The following is a 4,738-nucleotide window of genomic DNA, read 5'->3' as shown; positions in this document are numbered from 1 at the left end:
GTACGCCTCCGGCGAAGGCCGCCTTGCGCGAACATGGCACGGCAGCGAGGCTGCGCTCTTAAGGTCGTCCTCGCGAGCGCAGTTAGCAGCACAGCATGAGCCATGTGACATTATTGACCGGGCCGGAGCGTCGTCGTTGGAGTGAAGAGGATCAGTGCCGGATACTGGCCGCGGCATTCGCGCCCGGGGCCACAGTGGCGGCGGTGGCGTCAGTACGATGTCGCGACCAGCCTGATCTATAAGTGGCGCCGCACGATGAGAGCCCGCGAGACGGGCTTTGCCGAAATTGTCGTGGTTCCCGATGAGCCTGTCGCCGCTTCGATGCCGGCGGTACCACCAGCGGCGATCGAGCTGGAGATCGCCGGCAAGGTGCGGCTGCGGGTTCCGCTGACCACGCCGCCGACTCTGGCGGCGGCGCTGGTGAAGGCGCTGGGCGTTTCATGATCCCGGTTCCGAGCCAGGTGCGGATCTGGTTGGCGGTCGGCCGGACCGATATGCGTCGCGGAATGCAGGGTGTCGCTCTGCAGGTTCAGGAGACGTTGGGCCGAGATCCGCATTTATGCGTCGGGCGAGATTATGTGGCGGAGCCGCCCTGACCCCCTTTCGGGCCGGCCAAACCCAGCTTGCCTCCGCCACATAATATTTCATGCCTCTCTCATGGCGCGGGATTCCCCTGTGCCACAACGCCGGAGGGGCAGAATGCTCGAGTTCTATTTTTCCTATTGTGGGGTGCTCAAGCGCCTGCGTAGCGGTGCACTCGGTGGCGAGATGGATCGCCTCGCGGAGCATTTTTTCACCCTTGGTTACAAGCGAGCGTCCGCCAAGATTTACCTGAGCCGGATTGCGCGCTTTAGCCAGTTTGCCGCAACGCGCTGTGGTCGGATGCCGATCCATCAAGATGTCGTCGACAGCTATTTATGCACGTTTACTACGGATTCTCCACGCATTGGGGCAGCATCGGCGCTGGGACATGCACGGCGAGTGGCTCCGGAGCGCTTCATCGCTTCCCCTCCCAAGGTAGATGATGATCCGGATACTCCGCTTCTGACCTCATTTTCCGACTATTTGCGCAAGGTGCGAGGACTTGAGCCGAGGACCCGCGAAGGCGTTCTTCTGGGCGGCCGCCGCTTTCTGGATTGGTTCCGCCATCACCATCCCGGTCAAGATCTCGAGGCGTTGACGGCTGAGCACGTCCTTGCTGCTGTCGAGCATCGGCTGTCGCTATCGGCGACAACCGGCACCCGCACGGCAGCGACTTCTCACATCCGAACATTTCTTCAGTTTTTATGTTGGGCTGGCCACCATGACCAGGATCTCGACCGCGTCGTCCCAAGGACGCCTCATTGGCGTTTGGCGCATTTGCCGCCGCGCCTTGCATGGGATGACGTTCGGCGCGCAATCGATGCGATCGGCGCAACGACGCCGGTCGACATCCGCGATCGAGCCGTCCTGCTGCTACTCGCCACCACGGGCATTCGCAACGGTGAGCTACGCGCCATTCAGCTGCAGGATATCGACTGGCGTGCTGGCGAGGTTTCTGTCCGGCGCACCAAGGGCAAGCGGGATCGGGTGGCGCCGCTACTCGAGGAGACTGGCGCCGCGCTCGCCGACTACGTCCTGCGCGCTCGACCGAAGGTGGATAGTCCGTATCTGTTCCTGTCCTTCACGCCGCCCGTGGCACCGTTCAAATGCGCGTCGCCTGTTTCAAGGATCGTGCGGAAGCGGTTGCGACATGGCGGGGTTGAACTCGGGCGGGTCGCAGGTGCGCATCTCCTGCGCCACAGTCTTGCCACCCAGCTCGTCAAGCAGCGAAGGCCGATCAACGAGGTCGCCGATCTCCTGGGACACCGCAGCATCAACACAACGGCGCTGTACGTAAAGGTCGCGACCTCGCAACTTGCCGAGGTCGCACTCCCCTTTCCGGGAGGCGTGGCATGACCGCCTTTGCCCGATTCCTCGGCGAGAAGGCCGAGTGTTACATCGAGCTACGCCACTCCCTCGGCTATGCCTTCAGCAAGCAAGCCGGCACGTTGCGGGCTTTCGTGAGGTACGTTGAGCGCGCTCAGTTCGATGGGCCCGCCACTCGAACGTTGGCGCTGGATTTCGCCCTGTCGTTCAGCGGCGCCGCCAACAGCCGCGTCACTCGTCACGGCGTGCTCCGCCGGTTTTACGAGTATCTCGCCGTCTACGACGCGCGAACCGAAGTCTTGGAGCGCAGGGCTTTCCCCAGATCCAGAGCGATTCCGCCTCCGCGTATTCTCAGCGAGGCTGAGTTGACGTCACTCATCGACGCATGCGCCCGCATTTCGCCTAGCATCCCTCTGCGAGGGCGGACGATGGCGACGCTGATCGGATTGTTGGCGAGTTCGGGGCTGCGATCGGGCGAAGTAGTCGGGCTTGATCGTTCCGACGTTGATCTCACCAACGGGGTTCTCCTCGTTCGGAAGACAAAGTTCCGCAAGGATCGTCTCGTTCCAGTTCACACGACAACCCAGGCTGCCCTTGGTTGCTATGCCCGTGAGCGCGACGCCGCTTTCCCCACACCCAAGGATCAGGGCTTCTTCCTCAGTTCCCGGGGCAACCGCCTCTCGGCGACCGGCCTGCAAAACGGCTTTGCCGAGGTCCGTAAACTCGCCGACTTTGATGGCGGTAAGCCGTTAAGGCCGCACGATCTCAGGCACCGGTTTGCCGTGACCCGCCTCAGCCTCTGGCACCAACAGCGCGCAGACGTTCAGGCGCTATTGCCTTTGCTCGCCACATATCTCGGCCACGCCAGTTACAGCGACACGGCCTACTACCTCACGGGCTCGGCGGAGCTCCTCGCCATTGCGGCTGAGCGTGCCGCCCTCGATGGGGGCGCAGCATGAGCGAACACCTGCTCCTAGCGCCGCTCCTGGAGTCCTATTTCCGCCGGCGCCTGACCAAGCAGCGGAATGCGACTCCCGCGACCGTGGCCAGCTATCGGGACGCCTTGCGCATGCTGATCCTCTTTGCCGCCGCCCGATTGCGGAAGAAGCCGGCGGCGTTGGCGCTCGAAGAGCTTGATCGAGACCTCGTTCTCGCTTTTCTCGACGAACTCGAGGAGAAGCGGAACAATTCCGTCACCACGCGCAACGCCCGCTTGGCCGCGATCCGATCTTTCTTCCACCACGTCGCTGCCGCCGACCCGGCGTCCTTCGGCGTCGCCCAACGCGTGCTGACGATTCCCATTAAACGGACGCATATTGAGGTGACGTACCACCTCACCAAGGCCGAAGTGGACACCCTCATCGCGGCGCCCGATCCAAAGACGTCCCGTGGTCGGCGCGACCGAGCCTTTCTGCTCTTCTTGGCACGGACCGGCGCCCGGGTCTCCGAAGCCACCGGCGTCAACGCAAACGACCTTCAGTTGGAGCGGCCGCACCCACAAGTGCTGCTGCGCGGCAAAGGGCGCAGAGACCGCGTCGTCCCCATTGCTAAGGACCTGGCGCGGGCGCTGACATCCTTGTTGAGCGAGCGCGGGATCGCCCATCACGAGCCGCGACCGATATTCGTCGGCGCCCGCAACGAGCGCCTGACTCGTTTCGGAGCGACCCATATCGTGCGGCGTGCGGCCACCGAGGCCGTGGCTACCAGGCCGGCCTTGGCCGACAAGCCTATATCGCCGCACATCTTCCGGCACTCCCTCGCCATGAAGCTTCTCCAGTCCGGCGTGGATCTTTTGACGATCCAAGCCTGGCTCGGGCACGCACAGGTCGCCACGACCCACCGCTATGCCGCAGCGGATGTCGAGATGATGCGCAATGGACTCGAGAAGGCTGGCGTCACCGGCGATCACGGCGTGCGTTTCCGACCAAATGACTCCGTTCTGCAACTGCTGAACTCCATCTGAATATTATGTGGCGGAGGCAAGCTGAGTTTGGCCGGCTCGAAAGGGGTCAGGGCGGCTCCGCCACATAATTTCGCCCGATGCATAAGAACGGTTATGTGGCGCGCCACATAACCGCATGCCGGCGATCTTTATGTCTTCCGCGGCCGCAACGGCAATCTGATCAAGATTATCTGGCATGATGGGCTCGGCATGTCGCTGTATGCAAAGCGGCTCGAGAAGGGCCGGTTTCTATGGCCATCGCCGGCTGACGGTACGGTTTCCATATCACCGGCGCAGCTCGCCTACATGCTCGACGGGATCGATTGGCGCAACCCGCGCCACACGTTCCGACCGCAGCGCGCGGCTGAGTTTTTCTTTGATTTTACGCCATTTTCCGCGAGTCAGCGGACGCGTTCTATGGTTCACTCCTGGGCATGGTTGCCACCGCCCTGGATGCTGTTCCGGACGATATCGGCGCGCTGAGAGCCGCGCTGACAGCAGCGCTGGCCAGAGCCGAAGACGAGGCCGCGCGCGCTGCGCTGGTCGAGGCCGAACTGGCGGTCGCCAGGGCCAAGGCATCGGACGATGCGGCGCTAATCGCACATCACGACTTGACGATCCGGAAGCTGCAGCGGGCGCTGCATGGTCAGAGTGCTGAACGCTCAGCCCGCCTGCACGACCAGATGGAGCTCACCTTCGAGGAACTCGAGAGCACGGGCGACGGAAGACGAGATCGCCGCCGCACAGGCCGCGGCCCGGACCACCGAGGTGGCGCCTTATGTGCGCAAGCGACCGGCGCGTCAGCCATTTCCCGAGCATCTGCCGCGCGAACGCGCGGTCGAGCCGGCGCCGACCGCTTGCCACTGCTGCGGCGGTCATCGGCTGCGC

5 protein-coding genes and 2 pseudogenes are annotated in these 4,738 nt (G+C 63.4%); all 7 read left to right on the top strand.

Features of this window, described 5'->3' with window-relative positions; genetic code table 11:
* Nucleotides 1-255: 255 nt before the first annotated feature.
* Nucleotides 256-444, top strand: coding sequence for a transposase (locus tag C7I87_RS27970; RefSeq protein ID WP_149907264.1), 189 nt, complete (start codon nt 256-258; stop codon nt 442-444).
* The gene (gene tnpB, locus C7I87_RS36840) at nt 441-596 is read left to right on the top strand and encodes an IS66 family insertion sequence element accessory protein TnpB (RefSeq protein WP_149907263.1); all 156 of its coding nucleotides are present in this window, start codon (nt 441-443) and stop codon (nt 594-596) included. Before C7I87_RS27970 ends, tnpB (C7I87_RS36840) begins: the two co-directional genes overlap by 4 nt.
* Before the next feature lie 103 nt (nt 597-699).
* A complete protein-coding gene (locus tag C7I87_RS27960) occupies nt 700-1,938 on the top strand; it encodes a site-specific integrase (protein WP_149907262.1) in 1,239 nt (412 codons plus the stop codon).
* A complete protein-coding gene (locus C7I87_RS27955; protein ID WP_112096031.1) occupies nt 1,935-2,867 on the top strand; it encodes a tyrosine-type recombinase/integrase in 933 nt (310 codons plus the stop codon). The genes C7I87_RS27960 and C7I87_RS27955 overlap by 4 nt, the downstream gene beginning before the upstream one ends.
* Entirely contained in the window at nt 2,864-3,871 is a 1,008-nt protein-coding gene (locus tag C7I87_RS27950; RefSeq protein WP_149907261.1) for a tyrosine-type recombinase/integrase, read from the top strand. Before C7I87_RS27955 ends, C7I87_RS27950 begins: the two co-directional genes overlap by 4 nt.
* A gap of 123 nt (nt 3,872-3,994) precedes the next feature.
* Nucleotides 3,995-4,333: pseudogene (gene tnpB / locus C7I87_RS27945) on the top strand (IS66 family insertion sequence element accessory protein TnpB); the annotation flags it as partial.
* Nucleotides 4,285-4,738: pseudogene (locus C7I87_RS27940) on the top strand (IS66 family transposase); the annotation flags it as partial. The pseudogenes tnpB (C7I87_RS27945) and C7I87_RS27940, both read left to right, overlap by 49 nt.

The organism is Mesorhizobium sp. SARCC-RB16n (assembly GCF_008520305.1).
Taxonomy (GTDB): domain Bacteria; phylum Pseudomonadota; class Alphaproteobacteria; order Rhizobiales; family Rhizobiaceae; genus Mesorhizobium.
The sequence above is the reverse complement of the archived record's forward strand: the minus strand, read 5'-3'. Positions and strand labels throughout refer to the sequence as shown.